This window comes from Cellulosimicrobium sp. I38E (assembly GCF_001647255.1).
GTDB classification, from domain to species: Bacteria; Actinomycetota; Actinomycetes; order Actinomycetales; family Cellulomonadaceae; genus Cellulosimicrobium; species Cellulosimicrobium cellulans_E.
Map to the genome: position 1 here is coordinate 46,534 of NZ_LUAZ01000001.1, position 18,497 is coordinate 65,030.

Below are 18,497 nucleotides of genomic sequence, written 5' to 3' on the forward strand. Positions count from 1 at the left end.
GTCTCAGCTCTGGGCTGCGGTGGTCAGGTAGGTGAGCACGGGTCGCCGGACGTCGTCGCGTGCGGTCCCGCGCAGGGGCGTCGTCCCGTCGAGGGAGAGCCCCAGAGGGGCGAGCTCCTGCTCGATCTCCTCGAGCGTCAGGTGCCAGGTCGTCGGGTCGCGGAACGTCACCTCGGGGTCCGGCACCGTGTCGACGACGAGCGCCACGACGCTCCCGGCTCGTGCGTACTGGCGCAGGGTACGCCAGACGGTGGCCCTGCCGTGGTGCCCGAGACGCTCCAGCAGGTGGTTGGCGAGCACGTGGACACGGCCCTCCTCCTCGGCGAGGAGGGCGATCACGTCCGCGGCCTCGCGGAAGTCGATGAGGTTGCGACGCAGCCACGTGACCCGCTCCGCCTCGGCGTCGTCGGTGAGGCCGCGGGCGCGCAGCAGCGCGGACTCGGCGTAGTCGACGCCGACGACCCGACGACCGTGCGCGGCCAGGTGCCGTGCCGCCGCACCGGCTCCGCAGCCCAGGTCGACCACCACGTCGCCGTCGTCCGTGCGGGCGAGCAGGGCGTCCGCACCGCGCAGGTCCGTGCCGCTCCCGCTCGTCGGGTCGTAGAGGTAGCGGTCCTCCCAGAAGTCGCGCTGGAAGTTGTACGAGCCGAACCAGTTGCGGAAGCGGCGGGCCGTCGCGCGCGGGGTCCGGAGCTTGTAGCCCGGGAGCGGCGTGCGCCAGTTCTCGTCGTAGTTGACGACGAGCCAGTCCTCCGGGACGGCCGGTGCCGGGTACGAGCGACCCTCGAGCGTGACGGTCGAGAACGGCAGCATCGAGTCCTGGCGCATCGGCCCGCGCACGTGGAACGGCTGGTTGATCTGGCCGTCCGGCGTGAAGAACGCCGTGAAGATGTCGATGTAGCCGTCGACGAGACCGTCGTCGCGGCGGAACGTGATCTGCAGGTGCGCGTTGCTGTGCCGGACGATCTCGTACCCCCGCGACGTGAGGTCGGCCGCGATCCGGGCGTTCTCCAGGGAGAGGTCCGCGGGGTGGCTCAGCTCCGACAGGTAGGCGAGGTCGGCATCGTCGTCGTGCGGCAGGATGTGGCCCGAGCGGACGGCGCCGAGCAGCGTGCCGCCGACCACGAAGGGCCGCAGGCCGAGCGCGTGCAGGAGATCGACGAGCACGTCCAGGCGGTCGAGCAGACGCTGCTGCAAGCCCTCGTCCGCACCGTCGAACGTCTTGCCCAGCCGCCCCCACTTGTTGAGCGCGACGTGGCGTCCCAGGGCGTCCACGACCTCGACGGGCCGCTCGCTCCTGCCGAACCGGACGGAGGTGCTCCACAGGACGTCCCCGGTCGTCGAGTCGGCGACGTCGATGCGCGCCGTGCCGTCGAGGAACGGCGTGATCGGTGCGGGCCACGGGTGGTCGAGACGCTCGCGGACCGCGTCGTCCGAGACGAGGTCGATCGACCACACCCGGTGACCGTTGAGGAGGACGTCCAGGGAGGAGACATGGTCCGGGACGCGTGCGGGGAGGCGAAGACGGGTGCGGCTCGCGCGCAGCTCGCGGGACGTCGTGGCGGGACGACGCGGCATGGGGGCCCTTCGGATCGGGGTCTCGAGGAGTGCCGCGGGAGCGGGTGGACCGCCCCGAGGCCGACCCGAGTTTACGCCAGCGTCGTCCGGCGGACGCGTCACCGACGCGTTCGTGAACGCGATCTGCACATTCTGTGAACCAGGCCGATTTCGCCCGTCCCGAGCGGTCGGGCCGGTAGCCTGTGCCATCGGGCCGACGCGCCGCCCCAGCGGGCGCTGCGCACGTCTTCGGCCGTCCGGATCTTCGACCCATCCTGCGAGGCGCCCACCGTGATCACCGTCCAGCACGTCGTCTACCCCACGGACCTGGACAAGCTCCCGCTGTACGTCGAGAGCCCCCGTGGAGCGACGTCGTCGATCGACGTCGTGTCGCGTCGCACGGCTCGTCTCGTCGCCGGGAGCGACGTGTCGTTCGCCTCGTACTTCAACGCCTTCCCCCTGATGCACTGGGCGGCGAACACCGCGGTGAAGACCGTGACGCTGGAGATCGAGCTCGCGGGACGTGGGCAGGTCCGCCTCGTGCGGACAGACGCGCGCGGGCACGCCACGCGGCTCGAGGCCGTCCGGTTCGACGGCGAGCAGACCGTCCGGCTGGACGTGGCCACGGCGGGCTCGGCCGACGGCGGCTGGTGCTGGTTCGAGATCACGGCGTCCACGGACGTCGAGATCGGTCCAGGACGATGGGAGGTCGACGGTCCCTCGGCGGACGGCACGGTGACGGTGGCCGTGACCACCTTCAACAAGCCCGACTACTGCGTGCGGACGCTGCGCGCGCTCGGTTCCGACGAGGACGTGCGGCAGGTGCTGGATCGCGTCGTGGTCGTGGACCAGGGCACCCAGAAGGTCGCGGCGGAGCCGGGCTTCGAGGAGGCGCGCGAAGGCCTCGGGGACCGCCTGAAGATCGTGGACCAGCCCAACCTCGGCGGCTCGGGCGGCTTCTCGCGCGGCATGCTCGAGGCGGTCGCGCTCGGCTCCACGCACGTCATGCTCCTCGACGACGACGTCGCGGTCGAGCCGGAGAGCATCTTCCGCGCCGTGCGCTTCGCGGACGCCTGCTCGCGGCCCACCATCGTCGGCGGACACATGTTCGACATGTACCGCCCCACCAACCTGCACGCGGTGAGCGAGATCGTGCAGCAGTCCAACTTCATGTGGGGCCCCGCGGACCCCGACCACCGTCTCGTGGACTTCTCGGACGAGTCGCTGCGCGCGACGCGCTGGCTGCACCGCAGGCCGCGCGCCGACTACAACGGCTGGTGGATGTGCCTGATCCCGACGGCGGTCGTCCGCGAGATCGGGCTGTCGATGCCGTACTTCATCAAGTGGGACGACGCGGAGTACGGGCTGCGCGCCAAGGCGGCGGGCATCCCGACGGTCTCGCTCCCGGGCGTCGCGCTGTGGCACATCACGTGGCAGGACAAGGACGACGCGATCGACTGGCAGGCGTACTTCCACGCCCGCAACCGCGTGGTCTCGGGGCTGATCCACTCGGGCGAGGAGCACGGCGGCGCGCTGCTCGCGGACAGCAGCCGGCTCAACCTCAAGCACCTCCTCTCGATGCAGTACTACGCCGTGACGCTCCGCAACGCGGCCCTCCGCGACGTGCTGAAGGGCCCGGGCGAGCTCCACGCGACGATGGGGACGCGGCTCGGCGAGCTGCGGGCGCTGGCCAAGGAGTTCGGCGAGGCCAGGAGCTACACCGTCGACGCCCCGGCCCCCGTGCCGGCCCGCAAGGACGTGCCGCCCACCGCCCGCAAGCACGGTCCCCGAGGTGCGGCGCTCGCGGTCTTCACGCTGCGCTCCGTCGCACGCCAGCTCCTCGTCCCCGTGCGCCCCGAGAAGCGGAGCCGCCCCGACGCCCAGCTCGAGCGGGGCCAGGGGGTCTGGTGGGAGCTTCCGCGGTACGACAGCGTGCTCGTCCTGGCCGGCGAGGACCGCACGGGGAACTGGTACGTGCGAGACCGCAAGGCTTTCGTCGCGCTCTGGCGGGAGTCGCTCGCGCTGCACCGCGAGCTCAAGCGGCGCTGGCCCGAGGTGCAGAAGGCGTACCGCGACCAGGCGTCGGCGCTCGTCGCCCCCTCGGCATGGCGCGCGACGATCGGGATCACCGATGGCGACGACTGACCGTCCGTCCGCGGGTTCCCGCGACGGTAGGGTGTGCGACGGCCTCGGGTGCGAGGCGTCCAGCGCGTGGAGGAACAAGTGAGTGATACAGGCGTCGTCGCGGCCGTGAACAGGCCGATGGCGCTGTGGAAGGCCCGTTCCGTCCTGGGCCTCCTGGTCCGGCGTGACCTCAAGGTCCGGTACGCGGACTCGCTGCTCGGGTACTTCTGGTCGATCCTCGACCCGTTGCTCATGGCGGCCGTCTACTGGTTCGTCTTCACCAAGATCTTCCCGCGCTCGGTCGGGGAAGAGCCCTACATCATCTTCCTGCTGGCCGCGCTGCTGCCCTGGACCTGGTTCCAGAACTGCGTGGGCGACAGCGCGAACTCGCTCCAGCACGACTCCCGCCTGGTGCGGTCGACCCGGCTTCCCCGTGAGGTCTGGCCGTTGCGCGTGGTGATGTCGAAGACCGTGGAGTTCGGGTTCTCGATGCCGGTGCTCGCGGTGTTCCTCCTCATCTTCCAGCCGGAGATCAACGGCCACATCTGGCTCTTCCCCGTGGCGATCCTCATGCAGCTCGTCCTGCTCGCCGGGGTCGGTCTCCTCCTGGCGCCGCTGCAGGTGCTCCTGCGCGACATCGAGCCGCTCATCCGGGTCGCGATGCGCGTGCTCTTCTACGCGTCGCCCGTGCTGTACGGGATCCAGGACGTCTACAACGCGAACATCCCGCAGCTCCTCAAGACGCTCTACCTGCTCAACCCCATGAGCGGGATCATCACGGCGTTCCGGGCGGGGTTCTTCCCCGACGCCGTGCACTGGGACGCGATCGCGATCGCCGGCGGGGTCTCGGTGTTCACCCTCGTGCTCGGCTGGATCGTCTTCGCGCGGACCGAGCGTTCCATGCTGAAGGAGCTGTGATGGCAGCGACCACGTTCTCCGGGCTGCCCGACCCCATCATCTCGGTGAAGGACGTCGGCGTGCAGTTCGACCGCGGCCGCCGCAGCGCGGGCCTGCGGCAGATGATCCTGCGCCGTGACAAGGGACCGGCCCGCGACTCGTTCTGGGCTCTGCGCAACGTCTCGTTCGACGTCTCGCCGGGCGAGGCGATCGGCGTGATCGGTCGGAACGGGCAGGGCAAGTCGACCCTCCTCAAGGTCGTGACGGGCGTCCTCCTCCCCGACGAGGGCCGGGCGACGGTCAAGGCCGACGTGTCCCCGCTCATCGAGATCACGGGAGGGTTCGTCCCCGACCTCACGGGCCGGGAGAACATCTACCTCGCCGCGGGCCTGCACGGGATGTCGAAGAAGGAGATCGACGAGCGCTTCGACGAGATCGTCGACTTCGCCGAGATCCACAAGTTCCTCGACTCGCCGTACCGGCACTACTCCTCGGGGATGCAGGTCCGTCTCGCCTTCTCCGTGGTCTCGCAGCTCGACGGCCCCATCCTGCTCGTGGACGAGGTCCTGGCGGTCGGGGACAAGGCGTTCCGCGACAAGTGCTACCAGCGGATCGGCGAGCTGCTCTCCGCCGGGCGCACCCTGTTCCTCGTCTCGCACAACAACGACGACCTGCGGAGGTTCTGCACCCGCGGGCTCTACCTGCGCGGTGGTGAGCTGCGCGCCGACGGGCCGCTCGACGACGTCCTGGAGCAGTACGCGCGGGAGCACTGACACCGCGACCGGAACGATGTCGTGGGCGCGGGTGAATTCCGCGCAGATCGAGGCTACGGGGGCCGTGAGCGCTCCGCCGTCCACTACGGTTCTCTCGCCGGTCAGGCCGACCGGACCCGCCACCGCCTGGAGCTCTCGTGGTCATCATCTCGCACGACGCCGCGTCGTCCCGTCGCCGGCTGGTCGTCCCTGCCCTCGTCGCCGCGCTCGTCCTCGCCCCTCTGGCAGCGGTCCCCGCGGTGGCTCACGAGCCGGCCGCGGCGCTCGTCGTCGAGCCCGGGACGGGCGAGGTGATCGCCCCTGACGAGACGGACGCGACCACGCCCGACGTGGCGGACGTCGTGATCGCGCCCGCGACCGACCCGGTCATCGTCGGCGAGGCGCGCGTCGGGGGGACGCTGAGCGTGTCCTCCGACCCGTGGGGGCCGGAGGGCGTCGAGCTCGCGGTCTCCTGGTACGCCGACGGGACGCTGCTCGACGGGGTCGTCGGCTCCGACCTCGCGCTGCCGCCGGCGCTCGTCGGGGCGCGCGTGCACGCGGAGCTCGTCGGCTCCCTCCCCGGTGCCGAGCCCGTGACCCGCGTGACCGCCGCGACGGACCCCGTGGTGGAGGGCACCGTCGCCGGACCGGACCCCGTCGTCGAGGGTGCCGCCGCCGTCGGGAGCACGGTGGTCGCCGTCGTCGACTGGGGCGAGGACGTCGCGCTGACCTACCGCTGGCTGCGTGGCGGCGTCCCCGTCGACGGTGCGCTCGACGCGGCCTACACCGCCTCGCCCGCGGACGAGGGTCGGGAGCTCGTCGTGGAGGTGACCGGGACCAGGGCCGGCTATGCGACGCGCACGTCGTCGAGCGCGCCCGTCACCGTCGCGGCGGGCACGCTGCTCCCGCAGGTGCCGGTCGTGACCGGTACGGCCCGCGTGGGCGCGACGCTCGTCGCCTCTCCCGGGACCTGGTCGCCGTCGGCCACGTTCTCGTACCAGTGGCGTCGCGGTACGACGGCGATCGGCGGGGCGACGGGCGTGTCCTACGTGCCCTCGGCCGCCGACCTCGGTCAGCAGCTCAGCGTCGTCGTCACCGGGACGTCGCCGGGCTATGCGCCGCGCGAGGCCGCGAGCGCGGCGACGGCGAAGGTCGTCGCCGGTGTGCTCATCGCGCCGATGCCTGTCGTGTCGGGGACCGCGCGCGTCGGCTCGCGGCTCACGGTGGGTGCGGGGTCGTGGACGGCGGGCACGCGTCTGGCCTACCAGTGGTCCGTCGGTGGGGCGAAGGTGACGGGTGCGACCGGTGCGACGTTCACCCCGCGCGTCGCCGACCGAGGCAAGACCGTCATCGTCACCGTGACGGGGACGAACGCCGGGTATACGACCCGTGCGGTGACGAGCAAGGCGACCGCGAAGGTCGCGGACGGTGTCCTGGCTCCCGGAGCGGTCAAGATCTCCGGGACCGCGAGGGTCGGGTCCGTGCTCAAGGTCACCGCGGGCACGTGGACGCCGAAGCCCACGCTCTCCTACCAGTGGAAGCGCAACGGGGTCGCCATCAAGGGGGCGACGAAGACCTCGTACACGCTCGCCGTCGCCGACCACGGGAAGCGGATCACGGTGACGGTCACCGGTCGTGCGACGGGGTACACGGCGCGGAGCGCGACCAGCGCCGCGACGGCTGGGGTCGTCCGGGCGTTCGTGCGCACGGTCGTCCCCGTGATCGCCGGCACGGCGCAGGTCACCAAGACCCTCACCGTGCGGCCGGGTGCCTGGTCGCCCGCAGCGACCTTCGGCTACCAGTGGAAGCGCAACGGGGTCGCCATCCCCGGCGCGACCCGGTCGACCTACAAGCTCGTCGCCGCGGACCAGGGCAAGAAGATCACCGTGACCGTGACGGGCAAGAGGGCGGCCTGGGTCACCGCGTCCCGCACGAGCGCCGCCACCGCCGCGGTGAAGGCCCCGCCGCGACCGTCGCGCACGACGCCGGTGAGCACCTGGAACTGCCCCTCCTGGGCGCCGATCAAGGGCAACCGGAACAGCATGATCTACCACGTCCCGGGTGGCCGCTACTACGCGGCGACCAAGCCGGAGGAGTGCTTCACGACGGCGGCCGCCGCGCGCGCGGCCGGCTACCGCGCGTCGAAGAACGGATGACCGGACCGCACCGTCGGCCGCGCGGCGGCCCCCTCCGGGACGACCGGCGGTCCTCTCGTCAGCCCTGGCGTGCGACGATGCCGGCGATCTCGTCCTCGAGCCCGAGCGCGTACTGCTTGTTGAGGTGGTCGCGGTCGGCGTACACCGGCAGCCCGCCGACCACCGCGTAGCAGCGCTCGGCGTCGCAGAAGCGGTCCGTGAGGTCGACCGGGACGAGGCTGCCTGGACCGTCCGCCGGTCGGCTCGCGGCCTCGAGCATGGGGTCCGCGGGCTGGGCGACGCCCCGGTCGACCGCGCACTCGATCGGTGACTCCGGATTGAGGATCGCGCAGTCCTTGTCGCGGACCATGCCGTTCATCGGCGGGTCGCCGAGCACGTACACGTCGGTCCCCGCCTCGAGCCATGGCTGCCAGAACGAGCGGAACCCGGCGACGTACTGCTCGGTCGCGCTCCGGCCCGTGCCGTCGTCGACCTGCTCCGCGCGGGCGAAGCTCGACGTGAACACCATGTCCGGCTTCTCGGTCGAGATCTCGTCGTGCACGGCGTCGCGCCACTCGTCGCACTGCGCGAGCTTCTCCCCGGTCGCAGGGTTCCCCCGGTACCCGACGTACTCGACGTCGGCCGGCGGGCACGCGCCCAAGAAGCTGAGCGTCACCTGCCAGCCCTGCTCGTCGGCGATCTCCAGGAGCGGCGCCTGCCACTGCTGCGCGTGGGAGTCGCCCATGACCCACACCCGGGGTGCGTCGGGCCCGCCGCCGAAGTCGCACCGCACGGTCGTCTTGGTGCCGTCGATCTCCAGCCAGGACCCGGCCTGCCCGCACGCGTCCGGGTGGTCGAGGACGTAGTACTTGCTGTCCTCGCCCAGGACGGGGTTGACGGCAGGGCCGAACGGGTCGTCGCACGGCGCGCCGGGGGCGAGCGCGGCCGGCCCGTGGCACGCGGCGTCGGCGGCCGCCGCCTCCTGCGCGGCGCGCTCCGCCTCGGCCGCGGAGTGTCCCGCGGCGGCGTGCAGCCCCAGGGCGAGCGCGCCGACGATCGCCATGCCCGCCAGCATGAGGACGAACGACCGGCGCGGCCGGACCGACGCCCAGCGCCATGACCGCCCCTTGTCCTCGACCAGGACCTTGGTGACCCACGCGAGCGCGACGGACGCGACGGCGATGCCCAGCTTGTCCACGGTCGTGAGCGACCGGCTCAGCGCGAACGGAGCCACGACGATCAGGGGCCAGTGCCACAGGTAGACGGAGTAGGAGACGTCGCCGAGGACCTGGACCGGGCGCAGCGCCGTGACCCGGTCGTGGAGCAGCGGACGCCGCTCGGTGCCCGCCAGGATCACGGCGGCCGTGCCGAGCGCGGGGACCGCGGCGAGCCAGCCGGGGAACGGCGTGGCGTGGTCGTAGACGAGCGCGGTGGCGGCGATCGTCGCGAATCCGGCCAGGGCGAGCACGTTCGCCGCCGCGCCGTTCAGCCGCACCCGGGTCGCACCGAGCGCGAGGAGGCCACCGAGCGCGAACTCCCAGAACCGGACCGGGGTGACGAAGTACGCCTCGCTCGGGGAGCGCACCGTCATGACGATGCTCAGCACGAGCGAGAGCGCGCCGACGACGAGGACCCCCGTCGCGACGACGCGCCGCGGCCGGGAGGCCCCCCGCGCCCCTCGGACGGCGAGGAGGTAGAGGCCGAGCAGCAGGAGCGGCCACAGCAGGTAGAACTGCTCCTCGACCGACAACGACCAGTAGTGCTGGGCCACCGTGGCGTCGTCGTTGAGCGCGGAGTAGTTCACGGAGCGCGCGGCGAGCGCCCAGTTCTCGACGTAGAACGCGGACGCTGCGATCTCCTGCGCGCTGCGTGACCACGCCGTGTACGGCAGGAAGGCCCAGACGGCGACGGCGGAGACCGCCAGGACGAGGAGCGCCGCCGGGAGGAGGCGGCGGACGCGGCGCGCGTAGAAGGTCGCGAGCCGGACGCGCCCTGTCGACAGCAGCTCCTTGAGCAGGTGCGACGTGATGAGGAAGCCGGAGATGACGAAGAAGACGTCCACGCCGACGTAGCCGCCCGGGAGCCGGCTCGGCCACAGGTGGTTGAGGACGACGGCCCCGACCGCGATCGCGCGGAGCGCCTGGACGTCCGTCCGGGGCGCTGCGGGCGTGCCGCCGGACGCACGGGGCGCGGCGTGCCGCGGAGGGTGCGTGCGGAGCTCGGTCTGGGGAGAGGTCACCGCACGATGATAGAGAGGCGGCGGCCGCCCCCCGTACGGGAGGCGGCCGCCGCGCTCGTGCTCTGTTCCGGGCGTCAGACGCCCGCGGACTCCTTGAGGTCGTCGACGAACGTCGGGTTCGCCTCGAGCCAGGCCTGGACGGCCTCCGCCTCGTCGGCGTACTCGTCGGAGTTGAACATCATGTTCTCGAGCGAGAAGAGCTGCTCGTCGTCCAGCGTGAAGGCGCCGAGAAGCTTGGTCAGCGTCGGGTAGCGCTCCTCGAAGTCGGACGAGCCCCACATGTGGATCTTCTCGGCCTCGCCGAGCGCGCCCTCGGGGTCCTCGAGGTCGCGGACGGGGAACTCGTCGTAGGCCCAGTGCGGGCGCCACAGGGTGACGGCGATGTTCTCGCCGGCGTCGGTCGCGCCCTTGAGCTCGGCGAGCATCGCGGGGGTCGAGGAGATGGAGTAGTCCATGCCCTCGAGCCCGTAGGTCGGGACGACCTGGTCCTGGGTGATCTCGGTGAGCCCGGCGCCGGCCTCGATCCCGACGAGCTTGTTGCCGTACTCGTCGGCCATGCCGGCGAGGTCCTCGAGCGACTGCGCGGGCGAGTCCTCGTTCACTGCGATGGTGAGCTTGGCGTCGTCGTACCAGTAGCCGAGGTCGGTGACCTCGTCGCCGTACTCCTTCTCGTACGAGGCGTGCGTGTAGGGCAGCCAGACGTCGAGCGTGACGTCGAAGTCGCCGCCGGCGAGGCCGGTGTAGATGACGCCCACGTCGGCGGTCTGGGAGGAGACGTCGTAGCCCTCCTCCTCGAGGATCGCCGTCCACAGGTGGGAGACGGCGATGCCCTCGTCCCAGCCGGAGGGGATGCCGATGGAGACCGACGTCTCGTCCTCCCCGGTGGAGCCGCCGTCCGAGCCGCCGGAACCGGAGTCGGAGGCGCAGGCGGTGAGGGCGAGGCCGAGGACGGCGGTCGCTGCGACGGCGGCGGTGCGGCGGACGGTGCGGCGGGTGGTGCGGGTACGTGCGGGGGTCATGCTGTCCTTCCCTGGGTCCGGGCGGACCCGGTCGGTGTGCCCGACGGCGGGGGCGCGGCGGGCGGCTTCCCGGCGCTGCGGCCGGGCACGGTGCGGGACGCGCTCAGACGCGCGCGGCGGCGAGGGCGCGCGAGACGGGCGCGCGGTCGCCGAGGGCCGAGGTCACGCGGTCGAGGAACATCGCGAGGATGACGACGGCCAGACCGGCCTCGAAGCCGAGCGCGACGTTGACGCGCTGGAGCGCGGCGACGACGTCGTTGCCGAGGCCGCCGGCGCCGACCATGCCCGCGATGACGACCATGGAGAGCGACAGCATGATGACCTGGTTGACGCCGGCCATGATGGTCGGGAGCGCGAGCGGGAGCTGGATCTGGCGCAGGATGCGCCCCGGGGTCGAGCCGAACGCCTGGCCCGCCTCGACGACCTCCTTGTCCACCTGCCGGATGCCGAGCTCGGTGAACCGGACGCCGGGCGCCATGGCGAAGATGATCGTCGCGATGATGCCCGGGACGGGGCCGGTGAGGAAGATGACGACGGTCGGGATGAGGTAGACGAACGCCGGCATGGTCTGCATGAAGTCGAGGACCGGGCGCACGACCGTGGAGACGCGGTCGTTCCGCGCCGCCCAGATGCCGAGCGGGATCGCGACGACGAGCGCCAGGACCGCGGAGAGCAGGACGAGCGCGAGGGTGTCCATCGCGTTGTCCCACTGGTCGACGCCGGCGATGACGACGAACCCGACGAGCGACCCGAGCGCGAGCTTCCAGCCCTTGGCGAGGAGCGCGAGCAGGGCGAGCGCGAGCGCGACGACCCAGAACGGCGGGCTCGACAGGATGGTGTCCAGCCCGTCGTAGATGCCGACGAGCACGTCCTTGACGAAGCGGAAGAGCGGCCGGAACGTCGTCGTCATCCAGTCGACGAACGTGTCGACCCACTCGCCGAGCGGGATGCGGGGGACGAGGGTGTCGTTCACGCGGCACCTCCCTCGGTCGTCAGGTCGGAGTTCACGGCGGCGTCCGCCACGGTCCCGTCCTGCCCGGCCGGCGCGCCGAGGTCGATCTCGCCGGTGCGCGGCTGGTCCGGCGGGACCATGGCCTCGAGCAGCGTGACGCGCGGGACGACGCCGACGAGGCGGCCCTCGGCGTCGGTCACGGGCACGGGGAGCGAGGACTCGGCCGCGGGGGCGAAGATCTCCGCGAGCGGCGTGTCCGGGGAGACGGGCGCGACGCCGTCGTGCACGAGGTCCCCGATGGACTCCTTGCCGGCCTTGAGCGCGGCGACGGCGTCGTCGTCGCGCACGACGCCGTGCAGCACGCGCTGGCGGTCGACGACGTACGCGGCCGAGACCTGCGCCTCGCGCATGGCGCGGCTCGCCTGGCGCGGCCCGCCGCTCACGGGGACGACGACCGCGGGGCGCACCATGACGGACGACGCGGTGAGGACGCGCGTGCGGTCGACGTCGGCGACGAACTGGGCGACGTAGTCGTTGGCCGGGTCGGAGAGGATCTGCTCGGCCGTGCCGATCTGGACGATCCGCCCGTCGCGCATGACGGCGATCCGGTCGCCGAGGTGCATGGCCTCGTTGAGGTCGTGCGTGATGAACACGATCGTCTTGCCGAGGCGCTGCTGGAGGTCGAGGAGCTGCTCCTGCATCTCGCGCCGGATGAGCGGGTCGAGCGCGCTGAACGCCTCGTCCATGAGCAGGACGTCGGTGTCGGCGGCGAGCGCGCGGGCGAGGCCGACGCGCTGGCGCATGCCGCCCGAGAGCTGCGACGGGAGCGAGTCCTCCCAGCCGCCGAGCCCGACGAGGTCGAGGGCGGTGCGGGCCTTCTCGCGGCGCTCGGCCTTGCCGACGCCCTGGATCTCGAGCGGGTAGGCGGCGTTGTCGAGCACGGTGCGGTGGGGGAGCAGCGCGAAGTGCTGGAAGACCATGCTCACGCTGCTGCGGCGCAGGGCGCGCAGCTGCTTGGCGTCGGTGGCCGCGAGGTCGGTCCCGCCGACCACCACGTGGCCGGACGTCGGCTTCCACAGGCCGTTGAGCATCCGGATGAGCGTGGACTTGCCGGAGCCGGAGAGGCCCATGACGACGAAGATCTCGCCGCGGCGGACCTCGAAGGACGCGTCGATGACCGCGGCGGTCCCGAGCGACTTGACGTCGTCGCGGGACGCGCCCTGCTCGAGGCGCCTGATGGCCTCGACGGGCCGGCGCCCGAAGACCTTGTAGACGTCGCGGACGGAGACGGCGACGTCGGCCGCTGTCGTGCTCGGCTCGGTCTGCTCGGGTACTGCGGTGGTGCTGTCTGGCGGGGTGATGCTGGGGGCAGTCATGCGGGCGGGTCTCGCCACCTTCCGTGCGGGGGACCGGCACGCCCCGCGCGAGGACGGCGCCAGAGGGGGGTCCGGCGGCGGCGTCTCGGGAGCGCGGCACGTGGCCCCTGATCGCGTCGCGGTCGGGCGCCCGGGGGCGACCTCCGCGCTCGGCGCGCAGCGGGCCACATGCTGGTCCGACGTCAATCGGTACTCCAGCACCCTGCCTGATTCGAGGTTCAACTTCTACCCAGGAGGCTGCCGCTGGGGACCAATCCAGGACGTTTCTTGACCGAACATCGTTGGAACCGCGCGGAGGACGGACGATCACGGATCGTTATCCCTTTGTGATCTTGAGATGGTCAAGCATTCGTGTTACGCGCGCGCCCGGGCGCGCGCGCCGGACGAACGGTGTGACCCGCGCCGGGTGTCCCCGTCGCCGGGGCCGGTCGGCACCGTCGTCGGTAGGCTGGGACCGGGCGGGCCGCGGTCCCGTCCGGCGCGGACGGGAGCCCCCAGCGCAGCCACCGGCCGACCACCGGACCGGCCGGTACCACCGGCCCTTCCGGCACCGAGAACGCACAGGAGAACCATGTCCACCACAGCGCCAGCCCCGACGACCGGCACCCCGGGGGCCACCCCCGGCTTCGACGAGGTCCCCGGCCGCCACAAGGTCCGCGACCTGTCCCTCGCCGAGGCGGGCCGTCACCAGCTCCGCCTTGCCGAGCACGAGATGCCGGGACTCATGGCGCTGCGCGCCGAGTACGGGGAGTCGCAGCCGCTCGCCGGGGCACGGATCGCCGGGTCGCTCCACATGACCGTGCAGACCGCCGTCCTCATCGAGACGCTCGTCGCGCTCGGGGCGCAGGTGCGCTGGGCGAGCTGCAACATCTTCTCCACGCAGGACGAGGCCGCGGCCGCCGTCGTCGTCGGGCCGCACGGGACGCCCGAGGACCCGCAGGGCGTGCCCGTCTTCGCGTGGAAGGGCGAGAGCCTCGAGGAGTACTGGGACTGCACGGAGCAGATCCTCGTGTGGCCCGGGGACGAGTCGCCGAACCTCATCCTCGACGACGGCGGCGACGCGACGATGCTCGTCCACCTCGGCCTCCAGTACGAGCGCGCGGGCGTCGTCCCGCCGGACACGCTGCCGGGCGAGCCGGACCACACGCACGAGATGAACGTCGTGCGCGCCGTGCTGCGCCGCGCGCTCGAGGCGGACCCCCTGCGCTGGACGACGATCGCCCAGGCGCTCCAGGGTGTCACCGAGGAGACGACGACGGGCGTCCACCGCCTCTACCAGCTCGCCGAGGCCGGCGAGCTGCTCTTCCCGGCGATCAACGTCAACGACTCGGTCACCAAGTCGAAGTTCGACAACAAGTACGGCATCCGCCACTCGCTGCCCGACGGCATCAACCGCGCGACCGACGTCCTCATGGGCGGCAAGGTCGCGTTCGTCGCGGGGTACGGCGACGTCGGCAAGGGCGCGGCCGAGGCGTTCCGCGGGCAGGGCGCGCGCGTCATCGTGTCCGAGGTCGACCCGATCTGCGCGCTCCAGGCCGCGATGGACGGCTACCAGGTCGCCCGGATCGAGGACGTGCTCGGCGAGGCCGACTTCTTCATCACGACCACGGGCAACAAGGACGTGATCCGCGCCGAGCACCTCGTCGCGATGAAGGACAAGGCCGTCGTCGGCAACATCGGTCACTTCGACAACGAGATCGACATGGCGGGTCTCGCCGAGGTGTCGGGCGTCTCCCGCACCGAGATCAAGGCGCAGGTGCACGAGTGGACGTTCGCCGAGCCCGGGCCGGACGGTCAGCCGACGGGGCGCTCGATCGTCGTGCTGTCCGAGGGGCGCCTGCTCAACCTCGGCAACGCGACCGGCCACCCGTCGTTCGTCATGAGCAACTCGTTCTCCAACCAGGTGATCGGTCAGATCGAGCTGTTCCAGGACGCGACGCGGGCCGAGCGCGAGGGTCGCGAGCGGTCGTACGCGCGCCAGGTCTACCGCCTGCCCAAGGTGCTGGACGAGAAGGTGGCCCGCCTGCACCTCGACGCGCTCGGCGTGCGGCTCACCGAGCTCTCGCCGTCCCAGGCCGACTACCTCGGCGTCCCCGTCGAGGGGCCGTACAAGCCCGAGCACTACCGCTACTGAGCGCGGGCGACCACCCGCGCCACGAGGAGGCCGCATGGACCTGTCGCCCGACGAGCGTCGCTCCGCCGTGCCCTCGCCCTCGACGGGCGGGGGCACGGCGGGACAGGCCGGTCCGCCGGTCGACGGCGAGCCGGAGGGGCCGCCCCCGGGCGTCCGGCCGCTGTGGCACCGGGTCGGCGACCGGTGGGAGCGCGAGCCCCCCCACGACCTGCTCTACGGCGCGATCGTCGCAGGGTTCGTCATGGCGGTGTCGAGCGTGCACGCCCCGACGGGCGACCGGGTGGTCGTCGCGACGGGCCTCGTCGCCGTCGGGTACTGGCTCGCGCACTGCTACGTGGACGCGGTCAGCGGGCGCTTCCACGACAGCGGGCACTCCCTGTGGGACCGCACCCTCACGGCTCTCCGGCTCAACGTCGGGGTGCTGCTCGGTGCGGTCCCCGGGATGCTGGTCTACCTGCTCGCCTCCGCGTTCGGGCTCGACGTGGAGAACGCGGCGCTGGTCGCGGTGTGGTTCACCGTGCTCCTCCTCGGCGTCGTCGGCTTCCTCGCCGCCTACCGGGCGGGCGCCCGGGGCCGCCGCCTCGTCGGGGAGACCCTGCTCGCCGCCGCGTTCGCGGGCGTGGTCATCGCCGTCAAGTACCTCCTGCACTGACCCGCGTCGCGCAGGGACACGGGGGTTGTCCCCACCCCGGCGCGGCGGCGGCCACCCTGTCGTCGTGACCGCGGCTCGCCCAGACTGGCAGCATGACTGCCGTGACCCCTGACCAGCCGAGCGTCGTGCCCGCGGGCGACCCGACGTCGGGCACCCCGACCGCGGGACCCGCGCATGGCCTCCTGCCGACTCCGGACGCGTCCGCGACGGGTGCCGCCGCGACGTCCGCGACGGTGACGGACGCGACGACGTTCGCCGGCACGCAGCCCGACCCGCGGTACGTCGACCACCGTGAGCGGGTCGCGTTCGCGAGCGCGCCGTTCCACCGCCAGACGTGGCGCGCTTACGGGTACCTGTGGCTCGTGCTCCTGCTCGCCCCGTTCGCCTTCACCTACGGGCTGTTCGCGGTGGTCTTCCTCGTGGCGATGCTGGTTCCGGTCATCGGCCTCGTCGTCGCCGGCTGGGTCGTGGTCGGCGGGCGCGGTTGGGGCTCGATGTACCGCTCCCTGGCGCGCTCGGCGCTCGGCATCGACGTCGCCGCCCCCGCGCCGTACGTCCGGCGCCGCGGGTTCTGGAGCACGCTGTGGAGCGGCATCGGCGACGGGACCGGCTGGCGGGCCGTGCTCTTCCTCCTCGTCACGTTCCCCCTCGCGATCGTGTCCTTCGTGGTGAGCACCGTTTTCCTCGCCGTCGGGCTCGGCGGGACGACGCACTGGATCTGGTCGCGCTGGCTCCCGCTCCAGCAGGCGAGCGACGGGTCGTGGCACCGCGGTGCGTCGTTCGGCGCGGACTGGTTCGTCGACACCCCGGTGCGGCAGCTCGGCCTCGTGGTCGTCGGCCTGCTCTTCCTCTGGCTCTGGGCGCAGATCACGCGGGGATTCGCGCAGCTCTTCCGCGCGCTCACCGTCGCGCTGCTCGGCCCGACCCTCTCGAGCCTGCGCGTCGCCGACCTCGAGGAGTCGCGCGGCCGCACCGTCGAGGACGCCGACGCGAAGCTGCGGCGCATCGAGCGCGACCTGCACGACGGGACGCAGGCCCGCCTGGTCGCCGTCGCGATGCAGCTCGGGGAGGCCAAGGAGCAGCTCGCCGCGGGCGGCGACCCGGACGAGGCGCTCGAGCTCGTGGACCTCGCGCACTCGTCGACCAAGGAGGCGCTCGTCGAGCTCCGCGAGCTCGCGCGCGGCATCCACCCGCCGGCGCTCGACAACGGGCTCGCCGTCGCCCTGGAGACGCTCGCGGCGCGCTCGCCGCTCCCGGTCACGGTCGACGTCGACCCCGCCGTCGAGGCGTCCGGTCGGCTCGCGCCGGCCGTGGAGTCGATCGCGTACTTCTGCGTCGCCGAGCTCGTGACGAACGCGGTCAAGCACGCACGGGCGACGGGCGTGTACGTGCTCGTCGAGCGGCAGGGGGGCGGTCGCGGCGCGCGGCTGCGCCTGCGGGTGCGCGACGACGGTCAGGGTGGCGCGCGCGTCGTGCAGCCCGGGTCCGACGGCCAGCGGTCCGGCCTCGCGGGCCTCGCGGAGCGCGTGCGCTCCGTGGACGGCACGTTCGAGCTCACGAGCCCGGTCGGCGGACCGACGGTCGTCACGGTCCTCCTCCCCGTGCGGGTCTGACGTGCGCACGGACGACCGTGTCCTGTCGGTCCGTGCGGACGGCGTCGGGCACGATGTCCCCGGGGCATCCCGCCCGCCGGGGCCGTCGCACGGCCCGCCCGACCGGAAGGACACCATGCGGCTCGCCATCGCCGAGGACTCCGCCATCCTGCGCGACGGGCTCGTCGCGCTCGTCACGCGCCGTGGCCACGAGGTCGTGGCGGCGGTCGCTGACGGCGACGAGCTCGTCGCGCGGGTCGCCCGCCTCGCGGCCGAGGACGCGCTGCCCGACGTCGCGGTCGTCGACATCCGCATGCCCCCGACGTTCACCGACGAGGGCCTGCGCGCCGCCCTCGCGCTGCGCGCCGAGTACCCCGACCTGGGCGTGCTCCTGTTCTCGCAGTACGTCGAGACGCGGTTCGCGAGCGAGCTGCTCACCGGGGGCGCGCGCGGCGTCGGGTACCTGCTCAAGGACCGCGTCGCCGACGTCGGCGAGTTCGTCGACGCGCTCACGCGCATCGCGGCCGGGCAGACCGTGCTCGACCCCGAGGTCGTGAGCCAGCTCATGGGCGCCTCGCGGTCCGACGACGGGCTGGCACGCCTCACGCCGCGCGAGACCGAGGTCCTGGAGCTCATGGCGCAGGGGCGCTCGAACTCCGCGATCGCGGAGGCGCTGTTCCTCTCCTACGGCGCGGTCGAGAAGAACGTCACGTCGATCTTCGGCAAACTCGGCCTGCCCCAGGACGCGGGCGACCACCGCCGCGTGCTCGCCGTGCTGCGCTACCTCAAGGTCTGAGCGGGGCGGGGGACAACCCCCGTCGGACCGGGTGGTCCGCCGCGAGAGGCTCGGGGGACCGTCCCGTACCGGGACGAACAGGATGTTTCGAGACTGGTGAGCACCGGGGATCCTCCCGGGCACGCCGACCTTGGAGCATCCCGTGGCCGTCCTGTCGCCGCCGCCGTCCCCGACCCGCGCGCCGTCCCGCGCGCGACCCGCACCCGCCCGACCGTCGCCCCCGGGCGGGGCGCAGCCCCACCGGGACCGACCGTCGTCGGGCACCGCGCGGG

The 18,497-nt window shown here is 72.6% G+C and carries 13 protein-coding genes; 8 read left to right on the forward strand and 5 right to left on the reverse strand.

Annotated elements, in window-relative coordinates:
* Positions 1-3 precede the first annotated feature (3 nt).
* Positions 4-1,578 carry a methyltransferase domain-containing protein gene (locus tag A0J59_RS00210; protein WP_064314854.1) on the reverse strand — a complete coding sequence of 525 codons (1,575 nt, stop codon included), beginning with the start codon at positions 1,576-1,578 and terminating at the stop codon, positions 4-6.
* A 270-nt stretch (positions 1,579-1,848) separates the two neighbouring features.
* On the opposite strand from A0J59_RS00210, the gene A0J59_RS00215 reads away from it, so the two are divergent.
* From A0J59_RS00215 to A0J59_RS00230, 4 genes are all read left to right on the forward strand, one after another.
* Complete coding sequence (locus A0J59_RS00215; protein WP_082918613.1) at positions 1,849-3,702, forward strand: glycosyltransferase; 1,854 nt, start codon at positions 1,849-1,851, stop codon at positions 3,700-3,702.
* 78 nt (positions 3,703-3,780) lie between these two features.
* Positions 3,781-4,599 (forward strand): ABC transporter permease, encoded by an 819-nt coding sequence (locus A0J59_RS00220; RefSeq protein WP_231581751.1) that lies wholly within the window; start codon positions 3,781-3,783, stop codon positions 4,597-4,599.
* Positions 4,599-5,351 carry an ABC transporter ATP-binding protein gene (locus A0J59_RS00225; RefSeq protein WP_172819983.1) on the forward strand — a complete coding sequence of 251 codons (753 nt, stop codon included), beginning with the start codon at positions 4,599-4,601 and terminating at the stop codon, positions 5,349-5,351. Before A0J59_RS00220 ends, A0J59_RS00225 begins: the two co-directional genes overlap by 1 nt.
* Positions 5,352-5,488: 137 nt before the next feature.
* Positions 5,489-7,486, forward strand: coding sequence for a hypothetical protein (locus tag A0J59_RS00230; protein WP_064314856.1), 1,998 nt, complete (start codon positions 5,489-5,491; stop codon positions 7,484-7,486).
* 58 nt (positions 7,487-7,544) lie between these two features.
* Here the strand turns inward: A0J59_RS00230 and A0J59_RS00235 are convergent, their stop codons facing one another.
* From A0J59_RS00235 to A0J59_RS00250, 4 genes are all read right to left on the reverse strand, one after another.
* Positions 7,545-9,704 (reverse strand): acyltransferase family protein, encoded by a 2,160-nt coding sequence (locus A0J59_RS00235; protein ID WP_172819984.1) that lies wholly within the window; start codon positions 9,702-9,704, stop codon positions 7,545-7,547.
* A gap of 74 nt (positions 9,705-9,778) precedes the next feature.
* A complete protein-coding gene (locus tag A0J59_RS00240) occupies positions 9,779-10,723 on the reverse strand; it encodes a glycine betaine ABC transporter substrate-binding protein (RefSeq protein ID WP_047232126.1) in 945 nt (314 codons plus the stop codon).
* 103 nt (positions 10,724-10,826) lie between these two features.
* On the reverse strand, positions 10,827-11,696 hold the full coding sequence (locus tag A0J59_RS00245) for a proline/glycine betaine ABC transporter permease (RefSeq protein ID WP_053370040.1): 870 nt from the start codon (positions 11,694-11,696) through the stop codon (positions 10,827-10,829).
* The gene (locus tag A0J59_RS00250) at positions 11,693-13,051 is read right to left on the reverse strand and encodes a glycine betaine/L-proline ABC transporter ATP-binding protein (RefSeq protein ID WP_064314857.1); all 1,359 of its coding nucleotides are present in this window, start codon (positions 13,049-13,051) and stop codon (positions 11,693-11,695) included. The genes A0J59_RS00245 and A0J59_RS00250 overlap by 4 nt, the downstream gene beginning before the upstream one ends.
* A gap of 571 nt (positions 13,052-13,622) precedes the next feature.
* Here A0J59_RS00250 and ahcY point away from each other — a divergent pair.
* The 4 genes from ahcY to A0J59_RS00270 all read left to right on the forward strand — a co-directional run bounded on the left by ahcY (position 13,623) and on the right by A0J59_RS00270 (position 18,225).
* Positions 13,623-15,185 (forward strand): adenosylhomocysteinase, encoded by a 1,563-nt coding sequence (gene ahcY / locus A0J59_RS00255; protein WP_082918615.1) that lies wholly within the window; start codon positions 13,623-13,625, stop codon positions 15,183-15,185.
* A gap of 34 nt (positions 15,186-15,219) precedes the next feature.
* A complete protein-coding gene (locus A0J59_RS00260; protein ID WP_047232128.1) occupies positions 15,220-15,837 on the forward strand; it encodes a hypothetical protein in 618 nt (205 codons plus the stop codon).
* 92 nt (positions 15,838-15,929) lie between these two features.
* Positions 15,930-17,450, forward strand: a complete 1,521-nt coding sequence (locus A0J59_RS00265) for a sensor histidine kinase (protein WP_082141077.1) — start codon at positions 15,930-15,932, stop codon at positions 17,448-17,450.
* A gap of 115 nt (positions 17,451-17,565) precedes the next feature.
* On the forward strand, positions 17,566-18,225 hold the full coding sequence (locus A0J59_RS00270) for a response regulator transcription factor (RefSeq protein ID WP_047232210.1): 660 nt from the start codon (positions 17,566-17,568) through the stop codon (positions 18,223-18,225).
* Positions 18,226-18,497: the final 272 nt, after the last annotated feature.